Source organism: Streptomyces sp. NPDC001507 (genome assembly GCF_042894765.1).
Classification (GTDB): domain Bacteria; phylum Actinomycetota; class Actinomycetes; order Streptomycetales; family Streptomycetaceae; genus Streptomyces.
The window spans coordinates 454,772-473,093 of the sequence record NZ_JBIAVV010000003.1 but is presented as its reverse complement, the minus strand read 5'-3'; the positions used below and the strand labels follow the sequence as shown (position 1 = coordinate 473,093).

At 72.0% G+C, this 18,322-nt stretch carries 17 protein-coding genes; all 17 read right to left on the bottom strand.

Features of this window, described 5'->3' with window-relative positions; translation table 11 throughout:
• Positions 1-3: 3 nt before the first annotated feature.
• The gene (locus tag ACFY0K_RS12495) at positions 4-942 is read right to left on the bottom strand and encodes an aromatase/cyclase (RefSeq protein WP_390639800.1); all 939 of its coding nucleotides are present in this window, start codon (positions 940-942) and stop codon (positions 4-6) included.
• 29 nt (positions 943-971) lie between these two features.
• Positions 972-1,757: a 3-oxoacyl-ACP reductase FabG gene (fabG, locus tag ACFY0K_RS12490; protein ID WP_390639799.1), complete on the bottom strand. Its 786-nt coding sequence runs from the start codon at positions 1,755-1,757 to the stop codon at positions 972-974.
• Positions 1,758-1,842: 85 nt separating this feature from the next.
• The gene (locus tag ACFY0K_RS12485; RefSeq protein WP_093502896.1) at positions 1,843-2,115 is read right to left on the bottom strand and encodes an acyl carrier protein; all 273 of its coding nucleotides are present in this window, start codon (positions 2,113-2,115) and stop codon (positions 1,843-1,845) included.
• Between the two features lie 415 nt (positions 2,116-2,530).
• The gene (locus ACFY0K_RS12480) at positions 2,531-3,739 is read right to left on the bottom strand and encodes a ketosynthase chain-length factor (protein WP_351959131.1); all 1,209 of its coding nucleotides are present in this window, start codon (positions 3,737-3,739) and stop codon (positions 2,531-2,533) included.
• Entirely contained in the window at positions 3,736-5,010 is a 1,275-nt protein-coding gene (locus tag ACFY0K_RS12475) for a beta-ketoacyl-[acyl-carrier-protein] synthase family protein (RefSeq protein ID WP_390639798.1), read from the bottom strand. The genes ACFY0K_RS12480 and ACFY0K_RS12475 overlap by 4 nt, the downstream gene beginning before the upstream one ends.
• Complete coding sequence (locus ACFY0K_RS12470; protein ID WP_390639797.1) at positions 5,007-5,336, bottom strand: TcmI family type II polyketide cyclase; 330 nt, start codon at positions 5,334-5,336, stop codon at positions 5,007-5,009. Before ACFY0K_RS12470 ends, ACFY0K_RS12475 begins: the two co-directional genes overlap by 4 nt.
• Before the next feature lie 126 nt (positions 5,337-5,462).
• Entirely contained in the window at positions 5,463-6,920 is a 1,458-nt protein-coding gene (locus ACFY0K_RS12465; RefSeq protein WP_390639796.1) for an FAD-dependent monooxygenase, read from the bottom strand.
• Between the two features lie 62 nt (positions 6,921-6,982).
• Complete coding sequence (locus ACFY0K_RS12460; RefSeq protein WP_390639795.1) at positions 6,983-7,921, bottom strand: hypothetical protein; 939 nt, start codon at positions 7,919-7,921, stop codon at positions 6,983-6,985.
• A 26-nt stretch (positions 7,922-7,947) separates the two neighbouring features.
• Positions 7,948-9,711: a biotin carboxylase N-terminal domain-containing protein gene (locus ACFY0K_RS12455; RefSeq protein WP_390639794.1), complete on the bottom strand. Its 1,764-nt coding sequence runs from the start codon at positions 9,709-9,711 to the stop codon at positions 7,948-7,950.
• A gap of 1 nt (position 9,712) precedes the next feature.
• Complete coding sequence (locus ACFY0K_RS12450; RefSeq protein WP_351959125.1) at positions 9,713-10,282, bottom strand: flavin reductase family protein; 570 nt, start codon at positions 10,280-10,282, stop codon at positions 9,713-9,715.
• A gap of 31 nt (positions 10,283-10,313) precedes the next feature.
• Entirely contained in the window at positions 10,314-12,029 is a 1,716-nt protein-coding gene (locus ACFY0K_RS12445) for an NAD(P)/FAD-dependent oxidoreductase (protein ID WP_390639793.1), read from the bottom strand.
• Positions 12,030-12,212: 183 nt separating this feature from the next.
• Positions 12,213-13,133 carry a MarR family winged helix-turn-helix transcriptional regulator gene (locus ACFY0K_RS12440; protein WP_390640001.1) on the bottom strand — a complete coding sequence of 307 codons (921 nt, stop codon included), beginning with the start codon at positions 13,131-13,133 and terminating at the stop codon, positions 12,213-12,215.
• Positions 13,134-13,287: 154 nt separating this feature from the next.
• Positions 13,288-14,757: an MFS transporter gene (locus ACFY0K_RS12435; RefSeq protein ID WP_390639792.1), complete on the bottom strand. Its 1,470-nt coding sequence runs from the start codon at positions 14,755-14,757 to the stop codon at positions 13,288-13,290.
• A 65-nt stretch (positions 14,758-14,822) separates the two neighbouring features.
• Positions 14,823-15,482 (bottom strand): hemerythrin domain-containing protein, encoded by a 660-nt coding sequence (locus tag ACFY0K_RS12430; RefSeq protein ID WP_390639791.1) that lies wholly within the window; start codon positions 15,480-15,482, stop codon positions 14,823-14,825.
• A 156-nt stretch (positions 15,483-15,638) separates the two neighbouring features.
• Complete coding sequence (locus ACFY0K_RS12425; RefSeq protein ID WP_390639790.1) at positions 15,639-16,943, bottom strand: cation:proton antiporter; 1,305 nt, start codon at positions 16,941-16,943, stop codon at positions 15,639-15,641.
• Between the two features lie 215 nt (positions 16,944-17,158).
• Positions 17,159-17,749, bottom strand: coding sequence for an NADPH-dependent FMN reductase (locus ACFY0K_RS12420; protein ID WP_390639789.1), 591 nt, complete (start codon positions 17,747-17,749; stop codon positions 17,159-17,161).
• Complete coding sequence (locus ACFY0K_RS12415; RefSeq protein ID WP_351959119.1) at positions 17,746-18,156, bottom strand: nitroreductase family deazaflavin-dependent oxidoreductase; 411 nt, start codon at positions 18,154-18,156, stop codon at positions 17,746-17,748. Before ACFY0K_RS12415 ends, ACFY0K_RS12420 begins: the two co-directional genes overlap by 4 nt.
• Positions 18,157-18,322 lie beyond the last annotated feature (166 nt).

Here is an 18,322-nt window from a genome sequence, read left to right as displayed (position 1 = left end):
CGGTCAGCGCCTCGCTTCGGCGTACGCCTTGGCGTGGTTCAGGGTGGCGCGGCTGTTGGTGCTGAGCGCGCCCTGCACGTACTCCCGTGCCTCGGCGACGCCCGCCTCGGGACCGAGGATCTTCGCGATGTTCTCGGGGCGCAGCACGACGGTGTGCTGCGAGGAGGCGAAGGTGCCCTCGTCGGTCTCGCGGAAGGTCCAGTAGCCGGTGTGCAGGTTCATCAGGGCCGGCAGGGTGGTCTGCTTGTAGGCGATCTTCCGGCCGTCGAGGCAGACCCGGTACGACTTGGTGGTGTGCGTCGAGCCGTCCTTGGCGCGGGTGTCCATCTCCAGGGTCTGCAGTCCCGGGGTGTCCTCGGTGAGCCGGACGGTCGCCACGTGCGGCAGCCGCTCGGACCAGCGGTCGGCCTCGTTGACGAAGTCGTAGAGGTCCTTGGCGGCCCCGTCGACCCGCACGGTGTCCTCGAAGGAGAACGTCAGCTCCTCCGACGCGGTGGCGAGTTCGACGTTCGTCTTCAGCGCGGCCAGCTCGGAGCGGGAGTTGCGGTCGACGGCCTCGTCGATCCAGGCCAGGCCGGCCGGGTCGTCGCCGACGGCGGTGTAGTCGTGCAGCAGCCGCACCCGCGAGGCCCCCTCGCCGGCGGGCTCGATGATCCAGGTGCCGCCCATGGTCGCGACGGGCGGGGTGGAGACGGTCTGGCGGAAGGTGATCCGCAGGCCCTCGGGGTCCAGGACGCGACGCGAGGTCCAGTTCTTGGCCTCGCCGTTGGCGGTGGCCCAGATCCCGATCAGCTCCTCGTTCCCGGAGCGCTCCAGGTGGTCGACGTAGATGGTCGGCGGGAAGATCCGCGGCCAGTTGGCCACGTCGGCGATCAGCCGGTAGACCTCGGCGGCCGGCGCCGAGACCGTGATCTCGTGCTCGACTTCCTTCGGCTCGGACATGGGTGAACTCCTAGAGGGTGCCGGGGTTTTCAGAAGTTGCCGAGGCCGCCGCAGACGTTGAGGGCCTGCGCGGTGATGGAGGCGGCGGTGTCGGAGGCGAGGTAGCCGACAAGACCGGCGACCTCCTCGGGGGTGGAGTAGCGGCCGAGCGGGATCTTCGCGGTGAACTTGTCGAGGATGGCGTCCTCGCTGGTGTCGTAGGCGGCGGCGTAACCGGCGCGCACCCGCTGCGCCATGGGCGTCTCCACGTACCCCGGGCAGACGGCGTTGACGGTGATGCCGGTGGGGGCCAGCTCGTTGCCGAGGGCCTTGGTGAAGCCGACCACGCCGTGCTTGGAGGCGGAGTACGGCGCCCCGAGCACGACGCCCTGCTTCCCGGCCGTGGAGGCGATGTTGATGATCCGCCCGCGGCTCTTCTCCCGCATGCCGCCGGTGGTGAGGGCGGCGCGGGTGAGGCGGAAGACGCTGTTGAGGTTGGTCTCGACGACGTCGTACCAGAGCTCGTCGTCGATGTCGGCGGTCACGCCGCCGCCGGAGCGGCCGGCGTTGTTGACCAGCACGTCGACGGTGCCGTACCGCTCGACGGCGGCCCGCACGAAGTTCTCTATGGACAGCGCGGACCGCACGTCGAGGGTGGTCCCGTCGACGTCGAGCCCCTCTGCACGCAGTTCCTTCACGGTCCGCTCGACGTTCCCGGCGTCGCGGGAGCCGATGAAGACGCGGTGGCCCTGCTGGGCCAGCAGCCGCGCCGAGGCGAGACCGATTCCGCTGGTGGCCCCGGAGACCAGGGCGACCCTCTGCTGCTGTTCGGACATGTCTGCAGCTCCCTTTCAGGGCATGGGGGAGCCGCCGGCGCCCGGTCAGGACGGGCGCCGGCGGCCGGAGGGGGTGGGGAGAAGGTCAGGCAGCGGCGGCGACGTCACCGAGCTGCGTGTTGACGACGGCGAGCAGCTCGCGGGGCGTCCTGGCCTCGGTCACCACGGTGTCGTCCAGCGTGATGTCGTACTCCCGCTCGATGCGCCCGCAGGTCTCCAGGATGGCGAGGGACTCGTAGCTGAGCTCCTCGAAGTCGGTGTCGAGGATGTCCCCGTCGAGATCGACGCTCTCATCGGCGCCGGCGGCCTCCAGCAGGATCCGCTTGAGGTCGTCGAGGGTGAAGGACTGGGTGGCCACGGTGATCTTCCTTTCACGACTGAGAATGAAAACGCCCGCCCTGCCGGCCCCGGGCGTGGGAGAACAGGAAGGGGGCCGGGAGGACGGGCGGGTCTTTGAGGGGGCTGGGGCGAGGGTGGGGACGCTCACCGGCGCTTGCCAGGTGCTGCTGCGCCCACCCGTGCCGCCCTGCGGCACGCCTGCCCGCAGCTATGGAGCCAACGCGACTGCAGCGCCCCACAAGGGGCGCGGGGAACTGCGCGACCAGCCCCCACCGGACCGCCGCCGCGACACCCCGCAAGCACCTGCGGTCATCGGCGGCACGACTGGAAGACCCGACTACAGCGCCCCGTCAGGGGCGCGGGGAACTGCGCGACCAGCCCCCACCGGGCCACGGCCGCGGCACCGCGCAAGCGCCTGCGGCCGTGGGCGAGCGCTACGCCCGTACGACCATCGCCGAGTTGAAGCCGGCGTACCCGCGCGCCAGCACCAGGGCCGTCCGTACCTCGGTCAGGCGCGGCTCCCCGACCACCAGGTCGAGGTCGTACCCGGTCTCCGGCGAGACGTTCACCGTCGCCGGTACCACCCCGTCGCGGACGGCGAGCAGCGCCGTCGCGACGTCCAGCGGCGCAGCCCCCGAGTACAGCCGCCCGGTCATCGTCTTCGGCGCCGTCACCGGCACCCCGTGCGGCCCGAACACGTCGGCGATCGCATCGGCCTCCACCCGGTCCAGCTCCGGCACGGCCGCCGCGTCGGCGAACACCACGTCGACGTCGGCCGCGTCCGCCCCCGCGTCCGCGAGGGCCAGCTCGATCGCCTTGCGCAGCCCGGGCGGCCGCCCGCTCCCCGGCGCCGGATCGAACGTCGCGCCGTACCCCGCGATCTCCCCGTACACCCGGGCACCGCGCCGTACGGCCGTCTCCTCGGCCTCCAGGATCAGGATCGCGCCGCCCTCGCCGGCCACGTGCCCGGCCGCCGCGGAGTCGAACGGCAGGTAGGACCGGTCCGGCTCCTCCGACGTGGACAGCCGCTCGCTGGCGAGCTGCGCCACCCACCCCCACGGGCAGATGGACGCGTCGATCGCCCCGGAGACGATGAGCTGCGTCCCCTTGCGGATCTGCCGGCGCGCGTGCGCGAGGGCTTCGAGGCCGCCCGCCTGGTCGGAGACGACGACCCCGCTCGGGCCCTTCATGCCGTTGCGGATGGAGATCTGGCCGCTGTTGACGGCGTAGAACCAGGCGAACGACTGGTATGCCGAGACGAACTGGCTGCCCTGGCTCCACAGCTTCTGCAGCTCCCCCTGCCCGAACTCGAAGCCGCCGGAGGAGCTGGCGGTGACGACGCCCATGTCGTAGGCGGGCAGGTCGGCCGGAGTGACCTCCGCGTCGGCCAGCGCCCAGTCCGTCGCGACGAGCGCGAGGCGGGTCATGTGGTCGGTCTGGGCGAGCAGCCGGTTCGGCAGGTGCTCCGCGGCGCTGAACCCGGGCACCTCGCCCGCCAGCTTCGCCGGATACCCGGACGGGTCGAACCGCGTGATGCGGCCGATCCCGCTCTTCCCGGCGCGGGCCGCCGCCCAGTAGTCGGTCGTGCCAAGGCCGTTGGGCGCGGCGATGCCGAGCCCGGTCACCACGGTCCGCGTGCTCATGCGGCCGCGCTCCTCTCCGGTCGGGCGAGCACCATCGCGCTCTGGAAGCCACCGAAACCGCTGCCCACGGTGAGCACCGCGTCGGTGCGGTGCTCGCGGGCGGTGAGCGGGACGTAGTCCAGGTCGCACTCGGGGTCGGGGGTGTGCAGGTTGGCCGTCGGGGGCACGACGTTGTGCTCCATGGCGAGGACGGACGCGGCGATCTCGATGGAGCCGATCGCGCCGAGCGAGTGCCCGACCATCGACTTGATCGAGGAGACCGGGGTCCGGTAGGCGTGTTGGCCGAGGCTCTTCTTGAACGCGGCGGTCTCGTGCCGGTCGTTCTGCTTGGTGCCGGAGCCGTGCGCGTTGATGTAGTCGATCGCCTCGGGGCCGAGGCGCGCCTCGTCGAGGGCGACCGTGATGGCCTCGGCCATCTCCGCGCCGTCGGGCCGCAGCCCGGTCATGTGGAAGGCGTTGCAGCGGGAGGCGTACCCGGCGATCTCGGCGTAGATGTGCGCCCCGCGCGCCCGCGCCCCCTCCAGTTCCTCCAGGACGAACACGGCCGACCCCTCCCCCAGCACGAACCCGTTGCGGGTGCCGTCGAAGGGGCGGGAGGCGTGCTCGGGGTCGTCGTTGCGCGGGGTCGTGGCCTTGATGGCGTCGAAGCAGGCCAGGGTGATCGGGGAGATCGGGGCGTCGGTGGCGCCGGCGATCATCGCGCAGGCCGAGCCCTCCCGGATCAGCTCCACCGCGTGCCCGACGGAGTCGAGCCCCGAGGTGCAGCCGGTGGAGACCACCGTGGCGGCGCCCTCCGCACCCACCGCCCAGGCGACCTCCGCCGCGAACGAACTGGGCACCAGGTAGTTGTAGAGGTGCGGGACGGCGTAGGTGTGGTCGACGAGGTCGAGCCGACCGCCGTCGCTGACCACCCGGTACTCCTGGTCGAGCCCCATGGTCGCGCCGACCGCGCTGCCGATGGTGACCCCGACCCGGTGGGGGTCGGCGCCGGACAGGTCGAGCCCGCTGTCGGCGAGGGCCTCACGGGCGCTGACGACGGCCAGCTGGGCCGCCCGGTCCATCCGCCGTATCTCCTGCGGGCTCAGCCCGTGCTCCTCGGGGTCGAAGTCGACCTCGGCGGCGACCCGGGACCGGAAGGAGGACGGGTCGAAGAAGGTGATGCCGCGGGTCGCGGTGCGGCCCTCGCTGAGCAGGTTCCAGAAGTTCTTGGTGCCGACACCGCCGGGGGCGATGACGCCGACCCCGGTGATGACCACTCGCCTGGCGTTCACGACCGGCCCTCCCAGTCGTAGAAGCGCGTGGCGACCGCGTCGGCGGGAGACCGCCAGGTGGCGGGGTCGTACGCCTGGATGAACGGCTTCAGGTCCTCGCTGATCCGCACGAACCGCGCGTCGGTCTTGGCCTCCTCGATCAGCTCGCCGCCGTTGTCGGTGTCGAAGTGCTGGAGGTGGAAGTACAGCCCGCGGTAGGCGAAGAGCTCCCGGCGCCGGGTGCCCATCAGGTGCGGCATCTCGGTCCGGTCGAACTCCCCGAACAGCCGCGCGACTTCCGCGCTGCTCCCCGGTTCCATCCGGGCGACGATCAAGGTGCTGTGCATGAAAACTCCTCATGGAAAAGCGCCCCGTCAGGGGCGCTGGGGGCACCCCCGGCCGAAGGCTGGGGGAGGAACTGCGCGACCAGCCACGACGTCGGGGCAGCCGCAACACGACACGACCCGGCACCCTCACCGCGCGGGCCCGAACCACCGCTCAAGGGCCATCGGCAGATCCGCGTGACTGCCCGGCGCCGCCCACGCCACATATCCGTCGGGCCGCACCAGCACGGCCGTGGTACCCGCGAGCGCGCCGTCCGCCGCCCCCGCCGTCACCACGTCCACCCGGTCCCGCCAGGCCCAGGCCCGCTCCCGCAGCCGCGCGTTGTCGGCGAGGTCGAGCAGCACACCCCGCCCGCCGCGCAGCGCCTCGGTGCTGGAGGACACCCTCCGGTGCCCGGTGAGCGGCACGTTCGGCAACCGCCGGCCCAGCAGCGCGTGAGCGCCCCCGTCGACGTCGTAGTGGATCTCGAGGCCGGACACCATCGCCGCCAGGTGCCTGCCGACCTCCGGATACCGGATCAGCTCGTTCAGCACGTCCCGCAGCGGCTGCACCTCGGGCCCGGACAGGAACAGCAGCCCCTGCGCCCGGGTGTTCATCATCAGCCGCTCCCCGACCGGGTGCCGTTCGTCGTGGTAGGTGTCGAGCAGTGTCTCCGGCGCCCGTCCCCGCACCACCGCGCCCAGCTTCCAGCCGAGGTTCACGGCGTCCTGGATGCTGGTGTTCATGCCCTGGCCGCCGGCCGGCAGGTGGATGTGCGCGGAGTCGCCGGCGAGCAGGATCCGGCCGCGCCGGTACTCGGTGACGAGCCGCGTGCCGTCGCCGAAGGACGACACCCACACCGCCTCGGCGTGCGAGATGTCGTCGCCGGTCAGCCGCTGCCAGGCCGCCGCGGCCTCCGCCCAGGTCGGCGGCTTGTCGCGGCGCTGCGGCGGGGTGCCGCGCTCGCAGATGATCAGCCGGGTGGTGCCGCCGGGCAGCGGGCCGACCATGACCATCCCGCCGGGCAGGGTCTCCCCGATCATCCGGGGCTCCAGCTCGATGCCCTTCACGTCGGCGAGGTACATCTCCAGCGTCGAAGGCGTTCCCGGGAAGTCGAAACCGGCGGCCTTGCGGATGGTCGAGCGGCCGCCGTCGCAGCCCACCAGGTACTCGGCGCGCAGCCGGTGCACGCCCTCGGGGCCGCGCACCTCGACCTCGACGCTGTCCTCCTTCTCCTTGACGGACAGCACCTCGTGGCGGCGGCGGATGTCCGCGCCGAGCCGGCCGGCCCACTCCTCGAGGACGGTCTCGGTGACCGACTGCGGGATCGTTTTGGCAGCCTGGTGGGCGCCGTCCAGGATGCCGAAGTCGACCGGCAGGCCGCCGAAGTGGCCCACGTTGCTGACCTCGATGTCGCCGAAGCGGGGCAGCAGTCCGCGCTGGTCGAAGACCTCCATGGTGCGGGCGGTGAAGCCGAGGCCGCGCGACTCTCCGGTGCGCGCGGGCAGCTTCTCCAGGACGATGACGTCGGCGCCCGCGAGCCGTAGCTCGCCCGCGAGCATCATGCCGGCAGGACCGGCGCCCACGACGATGACTTGTGCGTCCATGACACTCCTCGGGAACGTTTCCGTACGGCCCCGTCGGGGAGACCGTCGGCGAAGACGAACTGTCAGCGGTACAGGCGGCCGATCGCCCGGTTGGCCGCGTGCGCGGCGGCCGCGTGCCGCGGGTCGGGAGCCAGCGCCTCGTGCCGTACGGCGACTTCGGCGAGCTTGATGGCGTGCTCGTCGCCGATCTGGACGGCCTCGGCGAACAGGGCGGCCGGGTCGGGGGCGGCCGGCAGCGGCGCCGCGGGCCGGGGCACGGCGTGGAACCAGTCGAGCATCGTGCGGCTGACGGCCCGCGCCACCCGGAACGACGGCCACCGCTGCTCCGCCGGCAGGTGCTCCACCACCAGCCGTACGGCGGCGGGCCCGGTGACCGAGTGGATCAGCGGGACCGGGTGCGGGAGGGAGAGCGTGGCGTAGATCCCGGAGAACTCGGCGACGAGCTCGTCCAGCGCCCCCACGACGTCACCGCCCTCGTCCTCGCCCTCCTGGACCACCACTCCGCCCTCGGAGTACCTGGCCGCCCAGTACCCCAGCCCCTGGGCCAGTTCGGCCAGTTGCAGGCGGCTGTCGGGCCCGGCGGCCACCACCGCCCGGACCGCGTGCGCGGTGCGGATCACGCCGTGCGTGAGCACACCGGACAGGCCGGGCAGCAGCCGGGGCCACCAGCGGGCCAGGACATCGGTCCACTCGCCCTCGGCCAGCTCCCGCTCGAACAGGGCGGTCCAGTCGGCGACCCGGCCGAACTCGCCGAGCGCCTGCCGCCAGTCGGCCTCGTCGGCCGGGTCGAGGGCGAACCGCCGCTCGGGCACGTCGTGGAAGGTGTGGCTGCGCAGATGGCCCTCCACCCAGCCGGGCACCTCGTCGGCGTACCCCATGTGGGCCAGGGCCTCGGCGGCCATCGGCGCGTGGTTGACGAAGCTGCGCCCGTGCTCGTACCCCACGGAACGCAGCCGCTCCAGGGCACCGTTCATGGCGTCGGAATAGGTGAGTGCTGCCAAAACGATCAGTCCTCGATGGGTCCGGATCAGTCCTTGATGGCGCAGACCGCGGCACCGGCGGCGAGGGCCTGCCCCACCTCGGCGGCGATCCCGGTCACGGTGCCGGAGCGGTGCGCGGTGAGCGGCTGCTCCATCTTCATGGCCTCGAGCACGACGACCAGGTCGCCCTTCTCGACCGTCTGGCCCTCGGCCACGGCGACCTTGACGACGGTGCCCTGCATGGGGGAGGTGAGCGTGTCCCCGGAGGCGGCGGGCGCGGCACCGCCGGCGGTGCGGCGACGGGACCGGGGCGCGGCGGCCGCCGCCACGAGCGTCCGGTCGGGCACCCTTCCCAGCTCCGCCGGCAGCGAGACCTCGAGGCGGTGCCCGCCGACCTCCACGACCACCGTCTCGCGACCGGCCTCCTCGGTCCCGGCACCGGCGGCCGGGGCCGCCGTGAAGGCCTCGATCCCGTTGACGAACTCGGTCTCGATCCAGCGGGTGTGGATGCGGAAGGGGTCCGCGGTGAAGGCCGGGTCCCTGACGACCGCGCGGTGGAAGGGGATCGCCGTGGCCATCCCCTCGACGCGGAACTCGTCGAGCGCCCGCGCGGCCCGTTGCAGTGCCTCGGCGCGGGTGCGGCCGGTGACGATCAGCTTGGCGAGGAGCGAGTCCCAGGCCGGGCCGATGACGCTGCCCGACTCCACGCCGGCGTCCAGCCGTACGCCCGGACCCGACGGCGGCTCGAAGACCGTCACCGTGCCCGGGGCGGGCAGGAAGCCCCGGCCCGGGTCCTCGCCGTTGATGCGGAACTCGAAGGAATGACCGCGCAGCTCCGGGTCGTCGTAGCCGAGCGCCTCGCCGTCGGCGATCCGGAACATCTCGCGGACCAGGTCGATGCCGGCGACCTCCTCGGTCACCGGGTGCTCGACCTGGAGGCGGGTGTTGACCTCCAGGAAGGAGACCGTGCCGTCCTGCCCGACCAGGAACTCGCAGGTGCCCGCGCCGACGTAGCCGGCCTCGCGCAGGATGGCCTTGGACGCCCGGTACAGCTCGGCGGTCTGCTCCGGGGTCAGGAACGGTGCCGGAGCCTCCTCCACCAGCTTCTGGTGGCGGCGCTGCAACGAGCAGTCACGGGTCGATACGACCACCACGTTGCCGTACCGGTCCGCGAGGCACTGCGTCTCCACGTGCCGCGGCCGGTCCAGGTAGCGCTCCACGAAGCACTCGCCGCGTCCGAAGGCGGCCACCGCCTCCCGCACCGCCGACTCATAGAGCTCCGGCACCTCCTCCAGGGTCCGGGCGACCTTCAGCCCGCGCCCGCCGCCGCCGAAGGCCGCCTTGATGGCGATCGGCAGGCCGTGCTCCTCGGCGAACGCCACGACCTCGTCGGCGCCCGAGACCGGGTCCGGGGTGCCGGCCACCAGGGGGGCGCCGGCGCGCTGGGCGATGTGCCGGGCCGCCACCTTGTCGCCCAGGTCGCGGATGGCCTGCGGCGGCGGGCCGATCCAGGTCAGGCCCGCGTCCAGGACCGCCTGCGCGAACTCCGCGTTCTCCGAGAGGAACCCGTAGCCGGGGTGGACGGCGTCCGCGCCGGTCTCCCGGGCGGCCCGCAGGACCTTGCCGATGTCCAGGTAGCTGGTGGCCGGGGTGTCACCGCCCAGCGCGAAGGCCGCGTCGGCGGCCCGGACGTGCAGGGCGTCGCGGTCCGGGTCCGCGTAGACGGCGACGCTCGAAATCCCGGCGTCCCGGCAGGCTCTGGCCACGCGTACGGCTATCTCGCCACGGTTGGCGATGAGCACCCTGCGCATGTCAGGACGCCTGCCGGGCGTGCTGGAAGCGGTCCGCGCCGGTCTCCAGCGGGCCCAGGGAGCCGTCGAAGAAGATCAGCGGTTCCAGGCCGTGTTCGGGGACGCCCAGCTCCACCACCTCGCCGATGACGATGTCGTGGTCGCCCGCGGTGTGCACGTCGACCGTGGTGCAGGTCAGGTGGGCGAGGGCCTCGCTGAGCACGGGCAGCCCGTCCTCGGTGAAGTGGTGCGGCACGCCCTCGAAGGCGCCGGCGCCGGCGGTGGCCCGGCGTCCGGCGAAGTGCCGGGCCAGCGGCTGCTGCCGTCCGGACAGGAAGTTGACCGTGAAGCCGCCGCTCCGCTCCAGGAGCGTGTGCAGCCGGGACTGGTGGTGCAGACAGAACAGCACCAGCGGGGGTTCCAGCGAGACCGAGGTGAACGAGTTGACGGTGGTGCCGTCCGCGTCGCCGTCGGGGCCGGTGGTGATGACCGTGACGCCGGTCGTGAACAGGCCGCACACGCGGCGCAGATCCAGCGGTTCGACGGGCCGGGTCTCTTCGGCGCGGGTCAGCGACCGCGCTGCTGCGGACATGCGGATCCCTTTCTGGCTTGGCGGGGAGGAGTCAGAGGAGCTTGCGGACCTTCGCACCGGCCTTGAGGATGCCGAGCAGGAACTCGCGGCCGACGCTGTTCATCTCGGCGGGGGCCTCGACGGAGGCCCAGTAGAGGAAGCGGGCCATGGTCAGCGTGGAGGGGTAGATGAACCGCTTCTCCTCGTCCTTCCAGCCGAAGACCGGGTTGACGACCGGGGACTCCTTGAGCAGCCCGAAGACGATGTCGGCGGCCTCGTCGCCGGTGAGCGCGCCGGCCTCGTACTTCTCGCAGGTCTCGGCGGTGGTCTCCAGGATCCGCTTGAAGGAGTCGCTCTGCGGCCACCACAGGCCGGGGTGGGCCACGTTCTCCAGCTCGTCGAAGTGGCGGGTGTCGTGGTCCTTGAAGTGCTTGAGGCGGGCCCGGGTCAGCCGCATGGTGCCGGGGGTGATGAAGGAGCCCCAGACCCGGAAGACCGCGTTCCAGAGCCGGAAGTGCGAGAAGGCGATGAAGGAGCTGTTGACCAGGTCGTCGTTGTACTGGAGCAGACCCTGCTCGACGCGCTCGACGTACTCGAAGCGCTCGGCGGAGAAGTCGCCGTCCTTGAGGGCGGGGATCAGCCGGGAGGTGAGCGCGTCGACGACCTCCATGGTGTTGGACAGGCCGCGGGAGAACAGCGGGTCGAGGAAACCGGCCGCGTGCGACATCAGGCACCAGCGGTCGCCGATGGTCTGCTTGGAGGAGTACTGCAGCCGGTCGGTGGAGATCCACTCGCGGACCCGGGTGGCGCCGTCGAACTGGCGCTTGACCGCCGGGTACTTGTCGAGGAAGGACTGGAACTCCTGCTCCGGGGTGAGGTCCTTCGGCTTGGGGTAGGTGCGCTCGTCCATCGTCAGGCCGACGCTGCACAGCGGGTTGCGGGACTTGGGGTGGTTGTCGAAGGGGATGATCCAGAACCAGCCGCGTTCGATGAGGTGGTGCATCGTGCCGGTGTGCCAGTCGGCCGGCGGGCGCAGCTCCTGGGGGTGGCCGCTGACGTCGTCGAACCGCTTGATGCCGACGTAGTGGGTGAACATCGAGCGGGAGTGGTGCTTGAAGCGGGCGGTGGGCTTGTCGCGCAGGTCGAACTTGTCGGCGAGCGGGGAGCGGAAGCCGGAGGCGTCCACCAGGTACTTGGCCCGGTACCGCTCGGGCTCGGCGCCGGGGGCGGCGCTGCGGCCGAGGACGGTGACGCCGTCGTCGTCGAAGTCGACCTCGTTCGCACGCCAGTTCTGCCGGGGGGTGCAGCCGTACTTGACGGCTACGTGGAACATGAAGGAGTCGCTGTCCTGCCGGAACATGTGGCTGTTCTGGTGGAATATCTTCGGCAGAGCGAGCTGGGTGGCCTCGCGCGGGTTCGGCTCTTTTCCGACCTCGTGCTTCATGAAACCGAAGTGAGCCTTCGTGCCGAAGGTCGGGCCGATGTCGCGGGTGGAGGCCTCGACGCTCGCGAGGCTTTTCAGCTCGGGAATGTCGTGGCGTTCGGCGAGGATGTGGATCCATTCCACGAGCTGCGGGGTCATGGACTCGCCGATGGCGAAGCGCGGGTGCGCGGCGGCGTCGACCAGCAGCACCTTGGCGCCGTGCCTGGCCAGGACGGCACCGGTGACGGAGCCGGCGAGGCCCGAGCCGAGGATGATGACGTCGAAGGTCATGTCCTCGGGTGTGCGCGCCGGTTCCGGCGCGCCGTCGGTCTTCTGGGCGACCATGACTGTCTCCTTCGTCGAGGGGCGGTGCGCAACGGGAAATCAGCATGAAAAAAGGCCCCTCGCGGCCCTTCCGTAAGGAATTCGGAAGGGCGGTGCGAAGAGCCTGGGAAAGGGTCAGGAAAAGGTCCGGAAAAGGGCACGACGTATCCGCTGAATTAAGCGTGACATCCTTTGGCCAGAGGGTCAACCCCTGGCGGAAACGGATGACTTGGTGTTCTCGGCGAATGCCGGACCGGAATGCGTCGGGGCGAGGAGTTTCAGCAGGAGCTCCCGCAGTTCGTCCTCGCCGCCGGGGCCGAGCATGGCGGAGACGTCCGCGGCGAGGCCCGCGACGGCCCGGGCCACGACACCGAGCTGCTCGCGGCCGAGGTCGGTGACTTCGAGGGCGTAGCGGCGCCGGTCGTGCGGGTCCCGGCCGCGGCGCACCAGGCCCAGCTTGACCAGTTCGTCGACGAGCTGGGAGGCGGCGGGGCCGGTGATGGCGAGCAGTTCGGCGAGCCGCTGCTGGGCGATGGGCCCGAGCACGTCGAGCGCGGACAGCGGGCCGTAGTGCCGCACCCGCAGGCCGGTGCCGGCCAGCTTGTCGTCGCCGTGCTTGCGCAGCCGGTGATGGGCCTGCCCGACCAGGTACTCGGTGCCCTGCACGAGGGGCTGCGCGGACTCGGGCAGCAGCCGGCCCAGCAGCTCGTCGAGCCGGGCGGTCTCCTCGTCCGTGAGGACGGCGGTGAGCCGGGCGTCCCGCTCGGCGACCGCCCGCCGGCTGGCCTCGACGGCCTCGCGCCCCTTGTCGGTCAGGGAGAGCACGTACTGGCGCCGGTTGTCGGGGTTGCGGGTGCGCCGGACCTCGCCGCGGGCCTCCAGGCGGTCGATGACGCCGACCATGATGGTGCGGTTGATGCCGAGCCGCTCGGCGAGGTCGAGCTGGGAGTCCCAGTCGCGGCCGGTGAGCGCGTCGAGGACCAGGAAGTCGCGGGGGTCGCTGCCGCCGCCGTCGTCGGTGGCGGCGAACTGTGCGTAGACGCGGCGCAGGAGGTAGCCGATGAAGTCGGTGAGCGCGTCCGGGAGGACGCCCGGGACCTCCGCGGTCTGCTCGGTCCGGGTCACCGGACCGCGATCGTCGTCGCTCTCGTACCGCAAGACAGCACCTCCTGCCCGAGTATATCGACGGCGCCCCGACCGGTACCGGCACCGACGCGGCGCCGGTACCGGGGAACCGGCGGCCCCGCCCGGGTCGTCAGGGCGGGGCCGCCGGGGTCGGTCACAGGGCGACGGGCGGGTGCTCGGCGTCCTGGTGCTGGGGGCGGGTGCCCGGGAGGGTGGCCAGGGCCACGATCAGGGCCAGCAGGTAGAAGCCGCCGCCGAGCAGGAACCCGTACGAGTAGCCGGTGGTGAGGGCGTGCGGGACGCTGCCCGGCAGCTCGTGGTCGGTGATGGCGGTGGCCGCCGCGGCGAGGGCCGCCAGGCCGATGGCGCCGCCGATCTGCTGGGCGGTGTTGACCAGTCCGGAGGCCGCGCCGGTGGCCTGCGGGGCGACCCCGCGGACGCTGACGATGGTGACGGCCACGAAGACCATGCCGAGGCCGAGACCGGCCACCAGCTGGGCCGGCAGCAGCGCGGCCCACGGGGTCTGGCCGGGCTCGATGAAGCTGAACCAGACCATGCCGGCGGTGCCGATCAGCAGACCGAGGGCGATCACGTTGCGCTCGGGCAGCTTGGCGAGCAGCTGCGGGCCGACGCCGCCGGCCGCGATGCCCATGCCGAGGGCGAAGGGCAGGTAGGCGACGCCGGTGACCATCGGGGCGTAGCCCTTGACGAGCTGCATGTAGAGGGTGAGGAAGTAGAAGGTGGCGAGCATGCCCGCGCCGACCAGGAACATGATCAGGTTGGCGCCGACGCGGCTCTTGTCGGCGAGCACCCCGCTCGGGATCATCGGCGCCTTGCTCGCGCGCTGGATGAGGACGAAGGCGAGGATCAGGACGAGCGCGGCGCCCAGTCCGGTCAGGGTGACGCTGTCGCCGAAGCCCTTGTCGCCGGCGCGGTTGATGGCGTAGACGAGCGAGCCGAAGCCCAGGGTGGCGGTGAGCGCGCCGGGCACGTCGACCTTGCCGCGCTCGCGCTCGCCCTCGACGAGGACGCCGGTGCCGAACAGGACGGCCAGGGCGATCGGGATGTTCACGAACATCACCCAGCGCCAGCTCAGGTACTCGGTGAGCGCGCCGCCGAGCAGCAGGCCGACGACCGAACCGAGGCCGCCCATCGCGCCGTAGACGCCGAGCGCCTTGTTGCGGGCGGGGCCGGCCGGGAAGGTGGTGGCCAGCAGCGACAGGGCGGTGGGCGCGGCGATGGCGGCGCCCGCGCCCTGGATCACGCGGGCGGCGATGAGCAGTTCGCCGCTCTGGGCGAGGCCGCCGAGCAGCGAGGCGGCGGTGAACAGCACCAGTCCGGTGCGGAAGACCCGGCGGCGGCCGAAGAGGTCACCGGCGCGGCCGCCGGCCAGCAGCAGACCGCCGAAGGCCAGGGCGTAGGCGGTGACGATCCAGCCGAGGCCGGACTCGCTGAGCCCGAGGGCGCTCTGCATGCTGGGCAGGGCGACGGCGACGATCGTGTTGTCGAGGACGAGCATGAGCTGGGCCGCGGCGATCACGAGTAACGCGAGTCCGAGCTTGCCGTCCTGCTGCGGCGGGGCCGCGGCCTTGGGGACGGCCTGAGTGCGGTCTTGCAGCGACATGAGATGTCTCCGTGTCTGTCTCAGGGTTGGGGGGTGTCGGGCGGAGCGGAACCCGGGGGATCCGGTCAGCGGCTGGTGGTGGCGGTCCTGGGGGTCCAGATGGCGAGGTCCTCGTAGGCCTTGCGCCAGTCGTTCTGGTAGGCGTTGCGCAGCGGCTCGGGCATCTTGCCGAGGATGTGCGCGACCTTCGCGGCGTCGATGTCGTCGAGCATCCAGGGCAGGTAGCGGGCGGAGTCGTCGCCGATCCGGGTGCGCTGTTCGGCGGAGAAGTCCTGCCACTGCTCCTGGGAGAGCGTGATGTCCATCAGCTGCAGCGCGTCCCGCTCCTCGTGGTCGAGGTGGGCGCCGAGCCGGGTGTAGAGGGTGTCGGTCAGGCCGGTCAGGCGCTCCAGGCCGGAGTCGCGGTCGGCGAGGGCGGCGTCGATGTCGGCGAGCAGCGGGTCGATGACGCCGTGCTCGGCCTCCATGTCGGCGAGCAGCGCCAGTTCGGAGTCCTGGCCGGCCAGCGCGGTCTCCATGACCGGCCAGATCTTCACGTCCTCGGAGGTGTGGTGGACGGTCAGGAACTTCTTGAAGAGCTCCCAGCCGACCGCGGTGCTCAGTACGTGCCGGGGGTCCTCGTCGACCCGCGCGGTGATCCGGGCGATCCGCTCCAGCTCGCGGCGGAGCGCGTCGTGGATGGCGAACATCATCGTCATGTCGAGGTTCTTGAAGTCCTGGCTCATCGTTCTCTCCCTCACTGCCTCACTGCTGCGTCGTACTGCGAGAGTATCGTCAACTCGCTTATCTATCAAGCTTCCAACTAGCAACCTTCCAACCATCAGGGTCAGAACTGTTCGCCGGTCGGCGGCTGACGCCGCTGCCCCGCCCGCAGGCGCAGGTCAGCGGGTTCTCGCGATCTCCAGAGCGGGTTCGTCCTGGCCGGTTCCGGCCGTCTCCCGCTCGGGCTCCTCGTCGATCCCCTTGCGGATCCGGGTCAGCGCCGGGGTGGTCATGGCCGTGGTGAGCAGCGCCATCAGCACGAGGACCGTGAACAGCTCCGGCCCGATGACCCCGAGACCGAGCCCGATGTTGAGCACGATCAGCTCGGTCAGGCCACGGCAGTTCATCAGCGCGCCCAGCGACATGGAGTCCCGCCAGTCCCGGCCGGAGAGCCGTGCGGCGAGCGTGCCGCCGCCCCACTTGCCGGCCACGGCGACGGCGAGCACGGCCCCCGCCCACAGCCACTGGGTACCGCTGCCGCCGAGCAGCCCCACGTCGGTCTTCAGACCGGTGCTGACGAAGAACAGCGGCAGCAGCACCGGCACCGCGAAGGCCCGCATCCGGGCCGCGGTGACCTCGATCCGCCGGCTGCCGCGCGGGGTGGCCACGCCGAACAGGAAGGCGCCGAACAGCGCGTGCACCCCGATCCGGTCGGTGGCGAACGCGGCCAGGCTCAGCCCGCTGAACAGCACCACCAGCACGACCGTGTCGGCGTACCGGCGTTCCGCCCGCGCGGCCCACCTGGCCAGCAGCGGCCGTACGACGAGGAACATCACGGCGGCGAAGGCGAGCGCGTACCCGGCGGTGGTCAGGGCCTCCAGCGGCGAGTTGCTCTTCGTCACCGCCACCACCGCGGCCAGCAGGCACCAGGCGCTGACGTCGTCCACGGCCGCGCTGGCCATGGCGAGCGCGCCGAGCCGGGTCCGGTACAGGCCCCGGTCGGTCAGGATGCGGGCCAGCACCGGGAACGCGGTGATGCTCATCGACACTGCGATGAACAGCACGAACGGCAGCTTCTCGGTGCCGGAGGGGGCGAACTCGCCGTACATGCCGAGGGCGAGCAGCGTGCCGAGGAGCAGCGGCAGCGCGATCCCGGCCTGGGACACGGCGACGGCCGTTCTGCTGTGGCCGCGCAGCGACTTCAGGTCGAGTTCGAGTCCGACGAGGAACATGAACACGAGCAGGCCGATGTTCCCGAGCACGCCGATGTAGGGCAGCGCCGACTGCGGGAACAGCCACGTCTGGGCACCGGGCCAGAGCCAGCCCAGCAGGGACGGGCCGAACAGGATGCCGACGAGTATCTCGCCGACGACCGGGGGTTGCCCGAGCCGTCTGAGCAACTGGGCGCCGGCCCGGCAGGCGAGGATCACCACGGGCACGGCGACGAGAAGAGGGGTGAGCGGATCGGGGGCGACGGCAGCCATCGCGTCTCCTTTGAAAGAGGGGGACCTCGTCCTTCTTGGGGGCGCGGGGAACTGCGCGATCAGCCACGACGGCGCCGCAGCCGCCCGACAACCGCACCCGGCACGGCGATGCGCAGGAAGTGCCGCGATCCGTGCTGGACCGGCCGCAGGTCCGATGTGGCTGGTCGCGCAGTTCCCCGCGCCCCTGATGGGGCGCGTTATCGGCGCCGGAACTCTCAAGTGCCGTAGGGACGCGCCGCCTTGGCGTCGCGCAGTACCGTCGCCCACCACATGAGCTGGTCCAGCATCAGCTTGGCCGCGGACTCGGCCCCGTCGGCGTCGGCCGCGAAGCGGCCCTCCGCGTCGTAGTGCTCCAGCACCCGCGGGAACGTCACGACGTCCTTCATCCCCACGCAGTGGAACTCGGCGAAGATCTGCCGCAGATGCTCGATCGCCCGCACCCCGCCCGCCATGCCGAGGCCGTAGCCGACGAACCCGACCGGCTTGGCCTGCCACTCGGTCTGGAAGCTGTCGATGAGGGTCTTCAGCGGCCCCGGAACACTCCGGTTGTACTCCGGTACGACGACCACGTACGCCTCCGCCCCGCCCAGCCGGGGCCGCAGCGCCACCGCCCGCGGGTCGGCCTCGTCGAGGCTCGCCGGCAACAGGTGCTCGGCCACGTCGACGACGTCCAGGACCAGGTCGTCGCGGCGGGCGGCGACCCGCGCGAACCAGCCCGCGACGTCCGGGGCGAGCCGCCCGTCGCGGGCCGACCCGACCAGCAGCGCCACCCGGACCGGCCGGGTGACCAGACCGGCGGCGGTCACGGCCGGGCCGCCCGCAGCCGCGCCGGTTCTGCGACCGGTGTCAGCGCGAGGAACTCGGTGGCCTCGACGCGGGAGAGGATCCGCCGGGTCAGGGCGGGCATCTTCGTCGTACCGTCGTCGGTGAAGACCACCGGCGCGGTGACCCGGATCCGGCGGCCGCGCGTGGTGATCTCGCAGCCGCCCGCCGCCAGCACGTTCTTGACCCAGTCGGAGCCGGGCCCGTACGGCAGTGTGATGACGATGTCCGCGCCGCGCCGGAACAGCTTGACGGGGGTGGCGAACTCGCGCCCCGACTTGCGGCCGCGGTGGTGCACCTTCCCGAAACCGGGCAGCCGGCTGAACAACGGCCCGGCGAAGTGGTTGGCGAACCGCCGGTTGAAGCGGGCGACTTTTCTGTCGATCGGCATGTCTCAGGTCCCTCCGTAGGGCACTTCGGTTCCATGGCGGCGGGGGGCGGCCCCCCCCCCCCCCCCCCGGGGGGGGGGGGGCCCCCCCGGGGGGGGGGCCCCCCCGGGGGGGGGGCCCCCCGGGCCCCCGGCCCCCCCCCCGCCCGCCCCCCGGGCCCCGAATTTA

Bases quoted from the DNA above. Each gene is read 5' to 3' on its own strand.
- ACFY0K_RS12495 (WP_390639800.1), bottom strand. From the start codon at position 942: ATGTCCGAGCCGAAGGAAGTCGAGCACGAGATCACGGTCTCGGCGCCG.
- ACFY0K_RS12435 (WP_390639792.1), bottom strand. From the start codon at position 14,757: ATGTCGCTGCAAGACCGCACTCAGGCCGTCCCCAAGGCCGCGGCCCCG.
- ACFY0K_RS12445 (WP_390639793.1), bottom strand. From the start codon at position 12,029: ATGGTCGCCCAGAAGACCGACGGCGCGCCGGAACCGGCGCGCACACCC.
- ACFY0K_RS12415 (WP_351959119.1), bottom strand. From the start codon at position 18,156: ATGCCGATCGACAGAAAAGTCGCCCGCTTCAACCGGCGGTTCGCCAAC.
- ACFY0K_RS12450 (WP_351959125.1), bottom strand. From the start codon at position 10,282: ATGTCCGCAGCAGCGCGGTCGCTGACCCGCGCCGAAGAGACCCGGCCC.
- ACFY0K_RS12470 (WP_390639797.1), bottom strand. From the start codon at position 5,336: ATGCACAGCACCTTGATCGTCGCCCGGATGGAACCGGGGAGCAGCGCG.
- ACFY0K_RS12430 (WP_390639791.1), bottom strand. From the start codon at position 15,482: ATGAGCCAGGACTTCAAGAACCTCGACATGACGATGATGTTCGCCATC.
- ACFY0K_RS12480 (WP_351959131.1), bottom strand. From the start codon at position 3,739: ATGAGCACGCGGACCGTGGTGACCGGGCTCGGCATCGCCGCGCCCAAC.
- ACFY0K_RS12465 (WP_390639796.1), bottom strand. From the start codon at position 6,920: ATGGACGCACAAGTCATCGTCGTGGGCGCCGGTCCTGCCGGCATGATG.
- ACFY0K_RS12455 (WP_390639794.1), bottom strand. From the start codon at position 9,711: ATGCGCAGGGTGCTCATCGCCAACCGTGGCGAGATAGCCGTACGCGTG.
- ACFY0K_RS12425 (WP_390639790.1), bottom strand. From the start codon at position 16,943: ATGGCTGCCGTCGCCCCCGATCCGCTCACCCCTCTTCTCGTCGCCGTG.
- fabG (WP_390639799.1), bottom strand. From the start codon at position 1,757: ATGTCCGAACAGCAGCAGAGGGTCGCCCTGGTCTCCGGGGCCACCAGC.